Origin of the sequence: Pseudarthrobacter sp. P1 (assembly GCF_050156935.1) — a bacterium.
GTDB lineage: Bacteria > Actinomycetota > Actinomycetes > Actinomycetales > Micrococcaceae > Specibacter.
The window spans coordinates 65,515-80,807 of record NZ_CP189586.1 but is presented as its reverse complement, the minus strand read 5'-3'; the positions used below and the strand labels follow the sequence as shown (position 1 = coordinate 80,807).

Annotated in this window: 14 protein-coding genes and 1 pseudogene; 7 read left to right on the top strand and 8 right to left on the bottom strand. The window is 64.9% G+C overall.

Annotated features, from left to right (window positions below; all coding sequences use genetic code 11):
- The first annotated feature begins 662 nt into the window (after positions 1-662).
- A complete protein-coding gene (locus ACQCSX_RS22270; protein ID WP_427019293.1) occupies positions 663-839 on the top strand; it encodes a hypothetical protein in 177 nt (58 codons plus the stop codon).
- A gap of 880 nt (positions 840-1,719) precedes the next feature.
- Here ACQCSX_RS22270 and ACQCSX_RS22265 read toward each other — a convergent pair.
- Complete coding sequence (locus tag ACQCSX_RS22265) at positions 1,720-1,938, bottom strand: hypothetical protein (protein WP_427019292.1); 219 nt, start codon at positions 1,936-1,938, stop codon at positions 1,720-1,722.
- Positions 1,939-2,535: 597 nt separating this feature from the next.
- Between ACQCSX_RS22265 and ACQCSX_RS22260 the strand changes: the two genes are divergently transcribed.
- The 4 genes from ACQCSX_RS22260 to ACQCSX_RS22245 all read left to right on the top strand — a co-directional run bounded on the left by ACQCSX_RS22260 (position 2,536) and on the right by ACQCSX_RS22245 (position 6,137).
- Positions 2,536-3,123 carry a recombinase family protein gene (locus ACQCSX_RS22260; RefSeq protein ID WP_427018177.1) on the top strand — a complete coding sequence of 196 codons (588 nt, stop codon included), beginning with the start codon at positions 2,536-2,538 and terminating at the stop codon, positions 3,121-3,123.
- A gap of 4 nt (positions 3,124-3,127) precedes the next feature.
- On the top strand, positions 3,128-3,769 hold the full coding sequence (locus ACQCSX_RS22255) for a plasmid pRiA4b ORF-3 family protein (protein WP_427018176.1): 642 nt from the start codon (positions 3,128-3,130) through the stop codon (positions 3,767-3,769).
- A 10-nt stretch (positions 3,770-3,779) separates the two neighbouring features.
- Positions 3,780-5,225, top strand: coding sequence for an ISKra4 family transposase (locus ACQCSX_RS22250; protein ID WP_427019291.1), 1,446 nt, complete (start codon positions 3,780-3,782; stop codon positions 5,223-5,225).
- A gap of 291 nt (positions 5,226-5,516) precedes the next feature.
- Positions 5,517-6,137: a recombinase family protein gene (locus ACQCSX_RS22245; RefSeq protein WP_427019290.1), complete on the top strand. Its 621-nt coding sequence runs from the start codon at positions 5,517-5,519 to the stop codon at positions 6,135-6,137.
- A 185-nt stretch (positions 6,138-6,322) separates the two neighbouring features.
- Here the strand turns inward: ACQCSX_RS22245 and tal are convergent, their stop codons facing one another.
- The 7 genes and pseudogenes from tal to ACQCSX_RS22210 form a co-directional block, all read right to left on the bottom strand.
- A complete protein-coding gene (gene tal / locus ACQCSX_RS22240) occupies positions 6,323-7,450 on the bottom strand; it encodes a transaldolase (protein WP_427019289.1) in 1,128 nt (375 codons plus the stop codon).
- A 27-nt stretch (positions 7,451-7,477) separates the two neighbouring features.
- Positions 7,478-7,720 (bottom strand): annotated as a pseudogene (locus tag ACQCSX_RS22235) (transketolase-like TK C-terminal-containing protein); the annotation flags it as partial.
- A gap of 121 nt (positions 7,721-7,841) precedes the next feature.
- Complete coding sequence (locus ACQCSX_RS22230) at positions 7,842-9,107, bottom strand: FAD-binding protein (RefSeq protein ID WP_427019288.1); 1,266 nt, start codon at positions 9,105-9,107, stop codon at positions 7,842-7,844.
- A gap of 102 nt (positions 9,108-9,209) precedes the next feature.
- Positions 9,210-9,341, bottom strand: coding sequence for a hypothetical protein (locus tag ACQCSX_RS22225; protein WP_427019287.1), 132 nt, complete (start codon positions 9,339-9,341; stop codon positions 9,210-9,212).
- 36 nt (positions 9,342-9,377) lie between these two features.
- Positions 9,378-10,268 carry a carbohydrate ABC transporter permease gene (locus ACQCSX_RS22220; RefSeq protein WP_427019286.1) on the bottom strand — a complete coding sequence of 297 codons (891 nt, stop codon included), beginning with the start codon at positions 10,266-10,268 and terminating at the stop codon, positions 9,378-9,380.
- Positions 10,265-11,227 carry a carbohydrate ABC transporter permease gene (locus ACQCSX_RS22215; RefSeq protein ID WP_427019285.1) on the bottom strand — a complete coding sequence of 321 codons (963 nt, stop codon included), beginning with the start codon at positions 11,225-11,227 and terminating at the stop codon, positions 10,265-10,267. The genes ACQCSX_RS22220 and ACQCSX_RS22215 overlap by 4 nt, the downstream gene beginning before the upstream one ends.
- 104 nt (positions 11,228-11,331) lie before the next feature.
- A complete protein-coding gene (locus ACQCSX_RS22210) occupies positions 11,332-12,657 on the bottom strand; it encodes an ABC transporter substrate-binding protein (RefSeq protein ID WP_427019408.1) in 1,326 nt (441 codons plus the stop codon).
- Positions 12,658-12,874: 217 nt separating this feature from the next.
- On the opposite strand from ACQCSX_RS22210, the gene ACQCSX_RS22205 reads away from it, so the two are divergent.
- Together ACQCSX_RS22205 and xylB are read left to right on the top strand one after the other, a co-directional pair.
- Positions 12,875-13,825, top strand: coding sequence for a sugar-binding transcriptional regulator (locus ACQCSX_RS22205; protein WP_427019284.1), 951 nt, complete (start codon positions 12,875-12,877; stop codon positions 13,823-13,825).
- Positions 13,822-15,219, top strand: coding sequence for a xylulokinase (gene xylB, locus ACQCSX_RS22200; RefSeq protein ID WP_427019407.1), 1,398 nt, complete (start codon positions 13,822-13,824; stop codon positions 15,217-15,219). The genes ACQCSX_RS22205 and xylB overlap by 4 nt, the downstream gene beginning before the upstream one ends.
- The last annotated feature ends 74 nt before the right edge of the window (positions 15,220-15,293 follow it).

The following is a 15,293-nucleotide window of genomic DNA, read 5'->3' as shown; positions in this document are numbered from 1 at the left end:
ACAGTGATCTGTGACTTGCCTGCGGCCCGTCCAGATTCCTGAATTCTCCCTCTCGAGCGGCAGGAGGGAAGGCAATGGGATGGTCCCTGGATTCTCTTTTCACGGAGCCGAGCCAGAGGCCCTTGGCACGCAACCATGGAGCTGCCCTACCCCCGTCCCGCCCGGTACGGGCAGGCGGGGTTTGGCCCTCTTGCCGGCCACACAGCGGGGGGTGGCTGTTCCGAGAACCGGCCCCAGCCCCCGGTGATCGTTACGGAACCGTAACCGTGACCATCTGCACCCTCCCTCACACGAGCCCCTAGGGTGAAGGAACAGTTCTTACCCGGCCGCACGGGCGGCCGGGCCCGCTAATGGGTGAAGGTTGGGGGACCGTTGGGTGAAACCTCACAAGCGCACGGCTTTTCCACCTCACGGCAGCCGGCCGCGTCAAACCTCGCCGGCGGCCTGGACGGGTCCAACAGGACCATCTGCCGGCTGGTTCGCTCCGAGTGGATCTCCGCTGGCCGCGTCGGAGCCTTGATCCGGCTCGGCCAGCCCGGCATGGAGCGCTCCCTGCACCGTGCCGCGGTAGGGTGCCGCGGCGTATCCCCTTGGCAAAGGCCGCCACCGGTCCATAACGATGTGGCCCTGGTACCGGCACAACGAGCAGGCAGGAGAGAAGAATGGCCAGGAATCCTTTCAAAGTGGGGGACTACGTCCTCGCTGATGACCCGTTCAACGGACGTGCCGAGGGTGTGGTGATGGTGATCGATGGCCGGTCCATGGGCCTGTACGCCATAAACGGGCCCACGGACCACTATCTCTACTACGACTGTCGGACGGTAAGGTTTCCCGACTGATGGGAGGCCACCGCTGTGGTGCAGGACCGGAGTTCCTTGGTTGGCGTCGAGGCGGGGAATTGGTCCCAGGGCCGGCGGCTGTCAAAGCCCGGTCTCAGAGGCTCATTGCCGTCGGCCCGCTCAAGGAGGCCACGGTACACCGATGGCCATAGCGGGAGGCGTACGCGCCGGTGCGCAGCCCCCGCTGATCCTACTTTAATAGTCCCCGACCCTCGTGGCCCGAGTAGCCGCTACCCGTTTTTCCGGCTTCTGGCTCGGGGAATTGTGGGCCCAACCGGTGTATGGCATGTTCGTCCATCCGTGGATCTCCCAGTCATCCCGATCCAGGGTGGCTGGCCGGGGTAATGGCGTCCCACAATCCGGATGGGGAGCTCCGAGATTGGGCCTGCGGAATCCTCATGCTCCGGCAGCGACCACGGCTGACGCCAGTGAAAGTCCGGCGGCCGGCGGTGGGACGTTGAGGTTTGGCCCCGATGGCCTGATATAGAGGCGGCAGAAGTTATCGCGGAGGGGCAAGGGAAACCTTATTGCTGAAGGAGGCATGAGATGGGTGGTGTCAGCCGGACACCGGTCCACTTTGGAGCCTTCGCACAGGAAAAACTGTCCCCCTCGTTCTCCACGCCCGGCCGCGAACTATATAGAAGGGGCGGTTGCTCCCGCTGAGATCCAGGGCGTGACCACCCGGGGTGAAGGGGGGGTTCACCATGACGGCCAGCCGGTCCAGGGCTGGCTGGGCCGAGGTGCCCGGGCTAAGAGATGTCGCCGGCCGGACAACGCCCCGGGGCCGCGGGACTGTGAGCGGGCTGACGCCTGTCTCCCGGGCGTGGGCGAATTCGGGTGCCGAGCATTTCGGGGTGTGGTTTTGGGAGGGTGCGGCCGCCTATTGGTCGGTTGGCTTGTCCGCTGCCGGGTGTTTCTCCGCGGGCGGGTGCTCGGCCTGTTCCAAGTGTCGGGCAAGTTTTTCTTCGGCGTCGGAGCGCCGTTGTCCGATGGTGCGCATCTGCTGGGTCGACAGGTTTTCGTGGGGGCCGTCCGGGCTGCTGTGGCGCGCAGCTCCGGCATTCTCCGGGGCCGGACCGGCATTGGTGTGTTCGCTCATGGAAGCATGTTCGCATAGCGCTTCGGAGATGAGAAGAGGCCATATTTTCTTTCGAGGACGCCGACCAGGCGTCCCGGTTCCTGGGACAACTCATTGGTATCGCTCGATCGACCCGCGGGCCGTCGGGATTCCCGGTAGTGGTTGGCCGGGGCGGCCGGCTACGGGTGGTCTGGTTTGTCGCGCCGTTCGCGGGTTTCGCCGTAGGGGACGTCGCCGCTGAGGGCGACCGTGTAGGTGGTGTGGCCGTGTAGGTGGTGTGGCCGTGCCGGGTGACCAGGATGCCGTGCCGGCGCTCCTGCGCGGCCCGGGTGCGGGCGATGGCCTCGGCGGTGTTGAGGTCGTTTTCGAGGGTGTCCGGGTCCTGGGCGGTGATTTCCAGGACCAGGTCGGAATGGTGCTTGATCATCGTGGTCTCCATCGAGGAGAGCGGGAAAAACCGTGGGAGGTGGGGGGTCTATCGGAGACGACCGTTTGCGATAGACCCCGGGACGGGCTGGTGGTGGAGGGTGTTTCCCCGCGGTGGGGTGCACCAGAGCTCGCCACGGAATCAATCCCACGAAACTGCCGTCCGCAGGTGGGTTGCGATAGGGTCGCCTGGTGGGAGACAAGATCGGGTATGCCAGGGTCAGTACCGCTGATCAGAACCCGCGGGCCCAGTTGGATGCGCTGGCCGGCGAGGGCTGCCTGAAGGTCTACACCGACCACGCCTCGGGCACCAAGGCCGACCGGCCGCAGTGGCAGGCGTGCCTGGCCGATCTGCGCCCCGCCGACACCCTGGTGGTGTGGAAGATCGACCGGCTCGGCCGCAACCTTAAAGACCTGATCGACATCGTCACCACCCTCGACCAACGCCGGGTCTCGGTCAGGTCGCTGACCGACGGGATCATCGACACCACGACCGCGCACGGCAAACTGGTGTTCGGCATGTTCGCGCTGATGGCCGAGTACGAGGCCGCCCTGATCGCCGAACGCACCGCCGCAGGTCTGGCCGCGGCCCGCGCCCGCGGGCGGGTCGGCGGCCGCACACCGAAGATGACCCCGACCTTGGTCGACAAGGCGCAGCGGATGTATGACTCGCGGTCGTTCACGATGGCCGAGATCGCCGCGTCCTGCTCGGTCGCCCCGATGACCGTCTACCGCCACATCCGCGTCGACCCCCACCCGGCGTCCGACGGGCAGGGGTGACCCGGTGCTCGAACCGGGCCCGCCCGCCGCGGTCTACCGGCTACGCGTCGTGGTGGCTGGCGTCAGCCCGCTGATCTGGCGGCGCCTGATCGTTCGCGATGACATGACGATCGCCGGGCTGGGTGAGGTGTTGCAAACCGCGTTCGGCTGGTCCGGGGAGCACCTGTGCCGGTTCACCGTCCACGGCGCGGAGCACGAGCCCCGCTACGGCGGCAGCCGGGTGAGGCTGCGCGAGTGGGGGCTGCGCGAGGGCGAGCGGTTCGCCTACGACTACAACTTCACCGCCGGGTGGCGCCTGGACCTGCGCGTCGAGCAGATCGCCGACGCCGCACCTGGGCGCGTGTATCCGCGGTGTGCCGGTGGGCGCCGCACCGGCCCGGACGAGGACTGGGACGGCCCCTGGGACTACCTCGAGCGCACTCAACCCCACCGGGTGTTCGACGCGACCGTGCGCGCGGCCGCCATCCTGCGCGAGGTCCTCGACGCCGACCCCGACACCACGCTTGCCGCGGCGCTCGGCGGCGACGGCCTCGACCAGTTGCGACGCCTGGCCCCGCTGCTGAGCCTGGACCAGTTCGACCGCCGCGCCCTTAACCAAACCCTCGCCCACCTCGCCCCGGCTACGACGCAAAGGACACCACCATGAAAATCACCGTGTGGTCACCATCCACCCCAACGATGAGCACGCCGCCGCCGTGGTCCGCGACGTGCTCACCATCGAGCGTGATCACCTCTCCTCGGATACCTTCGGCCTGCACCTTCACGAGGCCAAGGACCTGCTGCGCGTGGTGCAGGAAACGATGGCCACCGAACAGGCCCGGGCCGCGCTGGCCGGGGCGGCGGTGTGCGCGTCGTGCGGGGCGGCCCACCGTCACAAGGACACCCGCCCGATCGTGGTCCGCACCCCCTACGGCGTGCTCCACCTGGACAGCCCCCGCTGGTGGCACTGTCTGTGCACGCCCGCGACGGCGGCGACGTTCAGCCCGCTGGCCGAGCTGCTGCCCGAACGGGCCACCCCGGAGTTGATGTATCTGGAGACGAAGTTCGCCGGCCTGGCGCCCTACGGCGCAGGGGCGAAGCTACTGGCCGAGGTCCTGCCCCTGGGCCGGCGGCTGCACGCGACCGCAGTCCGCCTGCACGCGCAGGCCGTCGCCCAGCGGCTGGAAGACGAGCTCGGCGCCGAACAGTTCAGCTTCATTGACACCTGCCAGCGTGAGCGTGAGGAACTGCCCCGCCCGGACCTGCCGATCCTCGTCGGCCTGGACGGCGGCTACGTGCACTCGGCCGCGCAACGTTCCCGCACCGACGGCTGGTTCGAGGTCATCGCCGGCAAGATTGTCCCGGCCGAGGGGAAGCCGACCCGGTTCGCCTACGTGCAGACCTACGACAGCAAACCCAAACGCCGCCTGTACCAGGCGCTACGCGCCCAGGGGATGCAGGACAACCAGTGCGTCACGTTCCTCACCGACGGCGGGGAGGACATCCGTGACCTGCCCTGCTACCTCAACCCGCAGTCCGAGCACCTGCTGGACTGGTTCCACATCACCATGCGAATCACCGTGATGGCCAACATGGCCAAATCCCTACAACCACCACCACCCGCGGGCGACACCGACAGTGCCGGCCTCCCCAGCGCCCAAGTGCCCCGGCCGGATCTGGCCGGGCAGATCGCCGAAGACCTTCAACGGCTCAAATGGTTGCTGTGGCACGGCAACGTCTTCCGCGCGCTGATCACCATCACCCAGATCACCGTCGGCACCGAGATCGCCCGCGACGGTCCAGAACAGGCCCGCATGGCCAAAGCGATCGGCGAGTTCGACTCCTACATCCGCGCCAACACCGACAGGATCCCCAACTACGGCGAACGCCGCCGCGCCGGAGAGGCGATCTCCACCGCGTTCACCGAGTCCACCGTCAACCAGGTCATCAGCAAACGCATGGTCAAAAAGCAGCAGATGCGCTGGACCCCCCGCGGCGCCCACCTCCTACTACAGATCCGCACCCGAGTGCTCGACGGCCGACTCGACGCCGACTTCCACCGCTGGTACCCCGGATTCGCGCACTGCCCACCCCCCGCCGAGGATCTAGCCGACGCTGCATAGCCCTCCCACGGTTTTTCCCGCTCTCTCCATCGAGGTCCAGTACTCCTATAGCTGACCCTAGGTGACAAGTAGCTTGGCTGGTTTGACCTATACCAGGCTGACGCCGCGGAGGGTGTCACGAAGAATCTCATCGACCGGGCACGCCAAGTGAACATGTGTCAGGTAACACCGACTGGGCGCCCTTTGCGTGACCTACTATAAGTTACGGGTTAAGTGACAGGTTGTGAATCGCTACTGGTCCGAATCTGGTTGTCACGTAATCGGCCGTATAAATGATGGAGGATCAAGCCCATGCTGGTCGGTTATATGCGGGTCTCCAAAGCGGATGGTTCCCAGATCACCGATCTGCAGCGCGACGCACTGATCGCCGCGGGCATTGATCCGGAGTCCCTATATGAGGACAAGGCATCCGGCAAACGCGAAGACCGCCCCGAGCTGGGGGCGTGCCTGAAAGCCCTGCGCCATGGCGACACGCTGATGGTCTGGAAACTCGACCGGCTGGGCCGGGACCTGCGCCACCTGGTCAACATCGTCCATGACCTGACCGAACGCGGCATCGGACTGAAAGTCCTCACCGGCCAAGGTGCTGCCATCGACACCACCACAGCCTCCGGGAAACTCGTCTTTGGAATCTTCGCCGCCCTCGCCGAATTCGAAGGCGAACTCATCTCCGAACGCACCATCGCAGGCCTCGCCTCAGCCCGCGCCCGCGGAAGGAAAGGCGGACGGCCCTACAAGATGACCCCCGCCAAAGTCCGCCTGGCCAAGGCATCCATGGGACAACCCGGCACCAAGGTCGGCGATCTCTGCAAAGAATTGGGAATTACCAGGCAGACCCTGTACCGCCATGTATCACCCACGGGTGAACTACGTCCGGACGGGGCCAAAGTACTCTCACACGCCGCCAGGTAAGCCGAACCTCCATCTGGTGTCTATGTCAATCTCATTCAGGACCACCGTGACGGCTTGATCCAGGACGACCTTGAGTATAGGAGTGCACCGAATCGGCGACGGAGTGCCGGGAGGAAACGAATCTGAAGCGGCTGATGCCCCATCATGCGCAGCTGACGCTGGCCTGATCCCGTTCTACTTTCGTATTAGTCCTTAACCCCGGTTGCGGCTGTGTCCAGGGCATCCTGAACATGGTCCAGGAGTTCGTTCCAGCTGGCGACGAACTTGTCCAGGCCCTCGGTTTCCAGCTGGGCGACGACGTCCTTGTAGGACACGCCGAGCTGTTTGAGGTCGTTCAGGACCGTGTTCGCCTCGTCGTAGCTGTCGGTGATTGTGTCGCCGGTGACCACGCCGTGATCGAAGGTGGCGTCCAGGGTCTTCTTCGGCATGGTGTTCACGACGCCGGGGGCGACGAGTTCCGTCACGTACATGGTGTCCGGGTAGGCCGGGTCTTTGACGCCGGTGGATGCCCAGAGCGGACGCTGCGGATGGGCGCCGGCGTGAGCCAGCTCGTACCAGCGCTCGGAGGAGAACTGCTCTTCGTGCACCTGGTAGGCGAGGCGGGCATTCGCGAGGCCTGCCTTACCCTTGAGGGCCTTTGCCTCATCCGTTCCCAGAGCATCCAGGCGCTTGTCGATTTCGGTGTCCACGCGGGATACGAAGAAGGACGCGACCGAATGGATCCTGGACAGATTGTGGCCGTTGTCCTTGGCTTTCTCCAGGCCGTTCATGAACGCATTGATGACGGCGCGGTAGCGTTCCAGCGAGAAGATCAGGGTCACGTTGACGCTGATGCCTTCAGCCAGCGTCGCGGAGATGGCCTCGAGTCCCTCCACCGTGGCGGGGATCTTGACGTGGACGTTGTCCCGGTTGACCTTTGCGGCGAGCTTCTTGGCGTTTTCGATGGTGCCCGCGGTGTCTCTGGCAAGGTGCGGGTCAACCTCGATGGAGACCCGGCCATCAACGCCCTGGGTTGCTGCGGCGATGGGCGCGAACAGATCGCAGCCGTTGGTCACATCCTCGGTGGTTATTTCGAATACGGCCGTTGCGGCGTCGGCGCCGCGGCCGGCAAGTGCGGCCAGCTGCTCCTTGTAGGCCTCACCCTTAGTGATGGCGGCTTCGAAGATGCTCGGGTTGGTAGTGACGCCGACGACGTTCTTTTCATCGATGAGCTTCTGCAGGCCGCCGGAGGTCAGCCGTTCCCGGGAGAGGTCGTCCAGCCAGATGGAGACCCCGGCCTGGGAAAGTCGGGAGGTGGGCGTTGAATTTGTCATGATGCTCTGTCCTTACTGTCGTTCCCGCTATGCGGTTGCTGCTGCGAGTGAGTCTTTGGCGGCGCCGACCACAGCGTCCGCGGTGATGCCGAATTCCTGGAACAGGCGTTTGTAGTCCGCGGAGGCGCCGAAGTGCTGCAAGGACACCGAGCGTCCGGCATCCCCGACACATTCCCGCCAGCCCTGGGCGATTCCGGCCTCGACCGAGACCCTGGCCTTGACCGCGGCGGGCAGGACCTGCTCGCGGTAGGCGGCATCCTGGGCGTGGAACCGGGGGTCGGGGACCATTGCGCGGAAAAGTAGCGCTAAGGATCGTTGTGGCGGTAACAGTAGGCGGCGTTGTTCGTTGAGCGTGTGTATGGTGTCGCTTCCCGTGCAATGGGCCTCTTATTCAGGCGCCGAAGATGTTGCGGGCCAGGAAGTCATTGCGGAACTTGTGCTTCGGGTCCAGCCGCTCGGCCAGAGACTGGAAGTCCCCGAGCCTGGCGTATAGGGGTTCAAGGGCCGCGGCTTCGGCGTGGAACAGCTTTCCCCAGTGCGGGCGGGCAGCGAAGGGGGCCAGCTTGCCCTGAATCAGCGGTAGCAGCTTCTCCACAGCCTTTTGTTCCTGCTTCCAGGTCAAGTGCAGCCCGATCCCGGCCTGCTGGTAGTTGGGGCTGAGCCACAGGTCATCGGCGGCCATGGTTCGGATTTCAGCCACCTGCAGCAGCGGGGAGATCTGATCGGAGAGGGCGCGCATGCCCTCGATGGCCTCCACAGCATGTTGCCGGGGGACAATGTATTCGCTCTGCAGCTCCTCGCCGCTGCTAGGCGTGAACGCCATCCGGAAGTGCGCCAACCGGTCGGACCAGGGACCCGGAACCCCGAGTTGCTGGGTGCAGCTATCAGCAGAGACGCCGGGCAAGATGTGTCGGGCCTCGGTGGCTGGCGTTCCGCCGAAGAACTCCGGCCGGCCTCTCAGAGGAACCTCGCCGTCGGCTATCCGGCTCTTCAACCAGGCCTGCCCGACGGTGTCGCCGCGCCAGTCCGTGAACAGGCTGACGCTGTAGGCGCTGGAGGTCACATCGTCGAAGTTTTCCAAAACCTGGGACCACGGCAGGTTTTCGAACACGTCCTGCCGCACGTCGAATGTTGGTTCAATGTCCAGTGTGACCCTGGTGACGATGCCCAGTGCACCGAGCCCGACCACCATCCCGGCAAAGTCCGGTGTGCTGCTGCGGGAGACTGTGAGAATTTCTCCGCTGGCAGTCACGATCTCCAGGGCGGATACCGCGGTGGCCAGGTTGCCGTTGCGGTCCCCGGAACCATGCGTGGCTGTGGCGATGGCGCCGGCGACGGAGATATGCGGAAGGGACGCCAAGTTGTGCAGGGCAAACCCCTGGCCCTGCAGTTCCGCCGCCAGGGTTCCGTACTTCATTCCGCCGTTCACGGTGACGGAGCTCGCTGCCGCGTCGACGGAGATGGCAGGGTTGAGGTTTTCCAGCGAGATTAGCGCCCCGGCAGAGTCGGCAATGTCGTTGAATGAGTGGCGTGAGCCCAGGGCGCGGATTTTCGCGGCCCCGGCCACCAGTTCCTGAACCTGTTCAACGGTGCCCGGGCGGTGGATAGTCTGCGCCCTGTAACTGTAATTGCCTGCCCAGTTACGTTCTTCACTCACGGTCCGCGTCCTTGTCTAGCTTGAAATGAAGGTATTTGGTGCAGAAATCTGCGCTTGCTTATTCACCGCCGCGAGCCGCTGGCTGCTGACGGCCGCAGGGCTTCAGGGCAGAGCGGGGTCGTCTTCCGCGCGCGGCACGTCAACGGTTTTGAGGCTGGTCTTGCCTTGCCGTTGGAGAAGCGAAGCGCGCACCGTTGTCGGCGGCGGCGCCGGTTGTTGCGTGAGAGTGCTCATGCGGGCAATCCTGTCCCGGGGAGGGTGGTGGCGGTGTTATTTGACGGCGCCGAGGGAGAGTCCCTGGACGAGTTTGTCCTGGGCCGCGAATCCCGCGATCAGCACGGGCAGGGAGATGGCGACGGATGCGGCGCAGACTTTGGCGAGGAAGAGTCCCTGGCTGGTGATGAAGCTGGTCAGGAATACCGGTGCCGTGGTGGCGGCGGTGCTGGTCAGGACGTTGGCGAAGAGCAGTTCGTTCCAGCTGAAGATGAAGCAGATCAGCGCGGTGGCGGCGATGCCCGGTCCCGAGATGGGGATGATGACCGTGCGGAAGATGGTTGGCAGGCCGGCCCCGTCGATCGCAGCGGCCTCCAGGATCTCTTTGGGGACTTCGCTGAGGAACGAGCGCATCATCCACACCGCGATGGGCAGGTTCATGGACGTGTAAAGGATGACGAGCAGAAGAATGCTGTCCAGCAGTCCTGTGGCCTGTGCGATGAGGTAGATCGGGAGCAGGCCGGCCACGACGGGAAGCATTTTGGTCGACAGGAAGAAGAACATCACGTCGGACCATTTTTTGACGGGCCGGATCGACAGGGCGTACGCAGCCGGCATCGCCAGGGCCAGCACCAGAACCGTGGATATCACGCTCGCCATGACCGAGTTGAGCATGGGCGCCAACGGTGAGGCGCCGCTGCCGGCACCCAGGAAGTTTTCGTAGCCGGCCAGGGTCAGGGGCGCGAAGAGCGATGGGGGGTTGGTCGCCGCATCTGTTTCGCCGTGGAAGGAGGTCAGAACCATCCAGGCGGCCGGGGCGACGAATAACAGCCCGGTGACCCAGGCCAGCAGGCCCAGCAGGCCGGTCGCGGCGGACCGCCGGCGTTTGCCGGCTCCCGAAGACGCCGGCGTTACCCCGCGGGGCTTGCTCGTGGAAACGGTACTCATTTGTTTTCCTCCTTCAGCAGGCTGGAAACGGTCCTGAGGGCATAAGTTGCCAGCAACAGGGACCCGATGACGATGATGACACCGGCGGCGGAAGCCTCCCCGTAGTCGTGCGCCTGGAAAAACAGCTGGTAAATGGTGTAAGGCAGGTTGGCGGTCCCAAGCCCTCCGGAAGTGATGGTAAAGACCGCATCGAAGTTCTGCACGATATAGATGGACCCCAGCAGCGCGGCCAGTTCCAGGTACCGGCGCATGTGCGGAAGCGTCATGAATTTGAAAATCTGCCAGGTACTGGCACCGTCGATGCGTGCGGCTTCGATGATATCCAGGGGCCGGCTCTGCAGACCCGCCAGAAGAATGAGCATCATGAACGGTGTCCACTGCCAGATCAGGTCTATCTCGACGGCGACCAGCGGTTGCATGGTAATCCAGTCCGGCTGCGGCGCCTGACCCCCGAAGACCCCCCAGATCCCGTTGAGGATCCCGTTGAGCAACCCGAATTCCGGGTTGAACAGGGCATGTTTCCATACCAGCGCGGCCGCGACGGGGACAATCAGGAACGGTGTGATCATGATGGTCCGCACGAACCCCCGCCCCCAGAAACTGCGGTCCAGAAGCAGCGCAATGCACAGCCCGAGAACGAGACTGACCAGAACCACGGCGACCGTGAGGATAATCGTGGTCAGCACGGCATTGCGAAGTGATTCGTTCGTGAACACGTTGACGTAATTGTCCAGCCCGCCGAATCGGACGTCGTCGGGGAAGAGGGCATTCCAGTTAATGAAGGAAATGATGATCGTGATCACGAAGGGAAGTTGTGTTACCACGATCAGGAAGAGCAGGGCAGGAAGCAGAGGGATCCGGTGGGCCCATGCGCTTGCCTTCTCCCGGGCGGACGGTTTTTGTTTCGGCGCCTGGCTTTGAAGCGGGCGGCGGCGGGCAAAGCCCGTGGCTGCGGTCATGACTGGTCTCCTTAGTTCCGGTTCGGGTGCCATGATGCACCTGTGCCGAAGGGTTTGCGGTAGATGGCCGGGGCCGCGGAGCGTGCTCCGCGGCCCCGGTCCGGTTACTTCTTGTACTTGTCCGCTACCTTTTGGGCCAGTTGCTGCCCTTTGTCCAGGGCCTGCTGGACCGTCTGCTTACCGGCAATGGCGCTGGTAACCTCCTGGGAGACCTGGGTTGCCATGTCCGCGAATTCGGCGATGGCCACGAACTGGATGCCCGGAGCGGGTCGGGGCTGGACCCCGGGGTTGGCCGGATCCACGCTCTTGATCGCGTCTTCGGTCTGCTTGTAGAACGGCTCCGCGCTCTTTTGGTAATCGGCGTTCTGATACGTGGAGGCCCGCTTGCCCGCCGGTACCCGGGACCAGCCGAGCTGCTGGCCAACGAGCTCCTCGTATTGTTTGCTCGAGGCCCACTCGATGAATTTGCCGGCCTCGTCCTGGTGCTTGCCGGCCTTTTCGATGGCCCACGCCCAGGTATACAGCCAACCGGAGCTCTTGGTCTGGTCCACCGGTGCTGCCACGTAGCCGATCTTGCCTGCCACCGGCGAGTCCTTGGCCTCCAGGGACCCGGCCGCCGACGTGGCGTCGTACCACATGGCCGCCTTGCCCTGGGAAAGGTTGTTCAGGCATTCCGTGAACCCTGCCTGCGGGGCCCCGGCCTCGCCGTGGGCGGTCACCAGGTCAACGTAGAACTGGGTGGCCTTGACGAATTCGGGAGCATTGACCTTCGCGTTCCAGTCCTTATCGAACCAGGTGCCGCCGAAGGTGTTGACCACCGTGGTCAACGGGGCGAACACCTGCCCCCACCCGGGCTGGCCGCGCAGGCAGATCCCCTTCATGCCCGGCTGGGCGCCATCCGCCTGGGCCGCGAGATCGGCAACCTGCTGCCAGGTCGGCTGCGCGGGCATCGTCAGGCCCTTCTGGGCAAACACGTCCTTGCGGTACATCAGGAAGGAAGACTCCCCATAGAACGGTTCGGCATACAGTTTGCCGTCAGCCGCTGTCAGGGCCTTGGTCATCGCGGGAAGAATGTCGGACTGGTTGAAATCAGCGGACTTCGCCACCGTGTTATCCAACGACGACAGCCAGCCGTTCTTCGCGAACGTGGGGACCTCGTAGTTACTGATCGTGGCCACATCGTACTGGCCGGCCTGGCTGGAAAATTCCTGGCTGATCTTGGCCCGGACGTCGTTCTCGGGCAGGACCGTGTAATTGACCTTGATCCCGGTCTGTTTGGTGAAATTATCCGCCGTCAGCTTCTGCAGATCCACCATCTGCGGATTATTCACCATCAGGACATTGACTTCCTTCGCGGACGCGCCCGATCCTCCGGCCCCGCCGCACGCACTCAATACCAGCACACCTGCGAGCCCTGCCGCAGCGGCCATCGTCAGACGATTCACGCCTCTTAGCGTCAACACCATTTCCTCCATGGATGATACATATCTGGTTTCCCGTGAGGGTGACCCCGGAGAGATCCGGTTCCCTGCACCAAGGTGCACATATGAGCGACATCTTCATGCTCATGTGTTAAGTGACTCTAGTCATATATACTCAATTGAGCAAGTAGTAATTCTCATTCGTTATACACCGAGAGGTTCAGACATGGCAGTTCCCCACCGAGATGAGCTGCTGGCGGCCATCGGGCGGGCCCATTACCTCGAGGGAAAGTCCAAGGTTGAAATAGCGGAAGAACACGGGCTCTCCCGTTTCCAGGTAGCACGGATGCTCGATGAGGCCCGGGAATCCGGGATCGTCAGAATAGAAATCATGGCTCCGGAGTCCCGGAACGGCGTCAGCGCTGAAGCACTGCAGGACCTGCTGGGCCTACGCCGCGTTGTCATCACCCGCAGCGATCACGACCCGCTCATCGGGCGGGAGGTGCAGGCCCAGGCCGCCGCTGATGTGCTCAGCAGCATCGTGCGCGAGGGTGCGACGGTCGGCATTTCCTGGTCCCGGACCCTTGACGCGATGGCCACACTTGTCGACCGGCTGCCCCGATGCGACATCGTCCAGCTCGCCGGCGCCCTGCCCGTCGCCGGAAGCGGCAACTCGTTTGAACTGATCCATAAACTGGGCAGGCTGTCCGGCGGGCGGACCTGGCCCGTGTGGGCGCCGCTCGTCGTCGAAGACGCCGCCACGGCCGCGGGATTAAGACGCACCCCGGAGATCGCGGGTGCCCTGGCGAAGGCCGACACCCTGGATATCGCCCTGGTGGCCCTCGGCAGATGGAATTCGAACTCCTCGACGGTCTGGAACCGCGTCGGCAACCTGGACCGGGCTGCGGCTGCCGAAGCAGGAGCCATCGCCGAATGCTCCGGCCGCCTCTTTGACGGCGACGGCAACGCAGTGAAAACGGATCTGGACAGCCGAGTCATTGCGGTGACGCTGGAGCAGCTCAAAAGAACTCCGGAGGTCATCGCGGTGGCCCGAACCGCCCAGCTCGCCCCTGCTGTCCGCGCCGCGGCCAGGGCCGGGTTTGTCACCACGATGATCATCGATGATGCCCTGGCAGCCGAACTTGTCAAAGAACCGACCGGAAAGTACAGGAAATGACGAAAACCATCGGCATTGATTCCTCGACCCAGTCCTGCAAGGTCCTGGTCGTCGAGGCCGAGACCGGGGACATCGTCTCCGCCTCGGCCGCCGGGCACCCGGATGGCACCGCCGTCGACCCGCACCTCTGGGTCGATGCGCTGCGGACTGCCTGGGCCGGTGCCCGTGCAGCGGAGTTTCAGGATGTGCGCGCCGTCGGCGTGGGGGGCCAGCAACACGGGATGGTCGCGCTGAACAGTGCCGACGAGCCCGTTTACGATGCCCTCTTATGGAACGATGTGCGCAGCGCCCCGGAAGCCCGGGAGATGCGGGAGGATCTGGGCGGGGCCGCCTGGGTCGACGCAGTCAATGTCGTGCCCGTCGCGTCCTTCACGCTGACCAAACTGGCCTGGCTCGCCCGGCACGAACGGGCCGCCGCAGAACAGGTCCACCGTGTCGTGCTGCCGCACGACTGGCTGAACCATGCACTGAGCGGACAATTCAGCACCGACCGCAGCGACGCGTCCGGGACTGCTTACTTCTCCGCCGTCACGAACGAGTACCGGACCGACCTTGTGGAACGATACTTCGGCCGCGTCCCCGAACTGCCTCCGGTGCTCGGGCCCCACGAACAGGCCGGTCGCATCCTGCCGGGCTGGGGCCTGCCGGACGCTCTGCTGGCACCCGGCGCCGGCGACAACGCCGCCGCGGCCCTGGGACTGGGAATCAGGCCGGGGGAAGTCGTTGTGTCCATCGGCACCTCCGGCACCGTTTTTGCCTCCAGCGCGCAGCCGACGCGCGATCCCAGCGGCGCCGTCGCGGGTTTCGCCGACGCCGCGGGCGGACACCTGCCGCTCCTGGCCACATTGAACGCCGCCAGGGTCCTGGCGGCCACGGCCGGCATGCTGCAGGTGGATTTACCGGGCCTGGACAACCTGGCCTCGGCCGGAGACGCCGGCGCAGCCGGGCTGACCCTGCTGCCCTACCTCGACGGCGAACGCACGCCCAACCTGCCGGAGGCACGCGGCACACTCACCGGCCTGACCCGGGGCAACATGAATCCGGAGAATATTGCCCGGGCCTCGGTCCTGGGGGTCCTGAATTCACTGGCGGACGGCCTCGAAGCCCTCCGTGCACTCGGCGTTGATATCCGGACTGTGGTGCTGGTCGGCGGAGGCGCCAAGTCCCGTTCCCTCCGGAAGGCCGCAGCGTCCGTCTTCGGGGTGCCGGTCGAAGTCCCCGCAACCGGTGAGTACGTCGCCCTCGGCGCGGCCCGCCAGGCGGCCTGGACCCTCCTGGGCGAAAACCCGGACTGGAAACGCAGCATCGACGCCCGCTACGAACCCGAAGAAGGATGGGGCGCAGAGGTCCGCGGACGCTACATCGACGCCCGGAAATCCGTCTACGGGGTATAACCGCCCGCCCGGGCCGGACAGCCGGGGAGCCGGAGAGGACAATCCCAGGTCCGGACGAAGGGCCAACAAGGCAG